At 69.5% G+C, this 1213-nt stretch carries 1 pseudogene; it reads left to right on the forward strand.

From position 1 onward, the window contains the following. Window positions 1–894 (forward strand): annotated as a pseudogene (locus tag NL1_RS38460) (hypothetical protein); the annotation flags it as partial. Window positions 895–1213: the final 319 nt, after the last annotated feature.

A 1213-nucleotide genomic window follows, 5' to 3' on the forward strand; every position in this document is an offset into this window, starting at 1 on the left:
GTGCTCACCGACACCAGGAAGCGGGTCGTCGAACAGGTCGCGGCGCTGCGCTCGGGCGCGGAACCCGCGCGCTGGCGGGAGGAGCGCGCGACCCTGCTCGCGGGCCGTGACGGCGGCCGCGCCACCGCCATGTCGACGCTGCGCGGTCAGCTGCATCTGGCGCGCGTCGACCTGATGACCGAGGTCGGCGGACACGTCAGGGCGCTGCACACCGCCGCGCGCACCGAACTCGACCGGGTGCGCCCCGCCGAACTCGGCGACTATCCCGACCGCCTGCAGCAGTCGGTGACCGAGCTGACCGGCGCGGTGGACGCGAGCATCGAACACCGGCTCGCCGAACTCGCGCAAAGGCTGGACGGCGCGGGCCGCACGGACCTCGCGCCGCCGCACCGCAGGAGGGACCCGGCGCCGCGGGTCGGCCCCGAGCCGGAGCCGAGGCACCGGGGTGTCGAAGATCACCTCATGATCGCGCTGGGCGCTTCGGCGGGTGTCGGACTCGGCAGGTTGCTGGTCGCACCGTTGTCGCTGGTACCCGCACTGGATGTGGCAAGCATTCCGTTCACATTGCTGCTCGGCGCGCTGGTGGCGTGGTGGGTGGTGCGGGCGCGGCGGCAGGTCGCCGACCGCGCGCACGTCCGGCAATGGGTCGCCGACGCACTCGTGAATGTGAAAGCCCAGCTCGAGCAGCGAGTGGCGACCGCGCTCGTGGAAGCGGAGACCGAACTGGCCGATCGCGTGGTGCGCGCGAGCGCCGCGCGTATCATCGACACCGACCGCCGAGTGGCGGAATTGGAGGCCCGGATTCGGCGGGCCGCGGCCGAGCAGCCGGGTCAGCTGGCGGCCTGTGAACGCGACATCACGATGCTCGACAGGCACATCGTGCCTGTTGAATAGGCAACCGAATGGGTACTTGGTTAGGAACCCGATTCCGTACTGATCGTCACATCGCGTTAATCTCTAAGCAGGAACCTGGGCGTCCGCTTCGTCCTTGTACGCCGTCCAGCCGGGGCGCGCTTTCGACTGGTCGTAGCGGGTTGCCTTCCCGCCAACGGTGGCGCTCGGTGTGTTCGCGCTGGTCATGGGCCTTGGGCCAGGCGGCGAAACATCCGAACAGCCGCCCATCTCAGGAGAGTTTTCATGACCTCAGCGACCATTCCTGGTCTTCGTGGATCCGACGGCCAGGCGCCGACCGAGCACAGCGAACTACTCGCCT

Source organism: Nocardia lijiangensis NBRC 108240, assembly GCF_001613045.1.
GTDB lineage: Bacteria > Actinomycetota > Actinomycetes > Mycobacteriales > Mycobacteriaceae > Nocardia > Nocardia lijiangensis.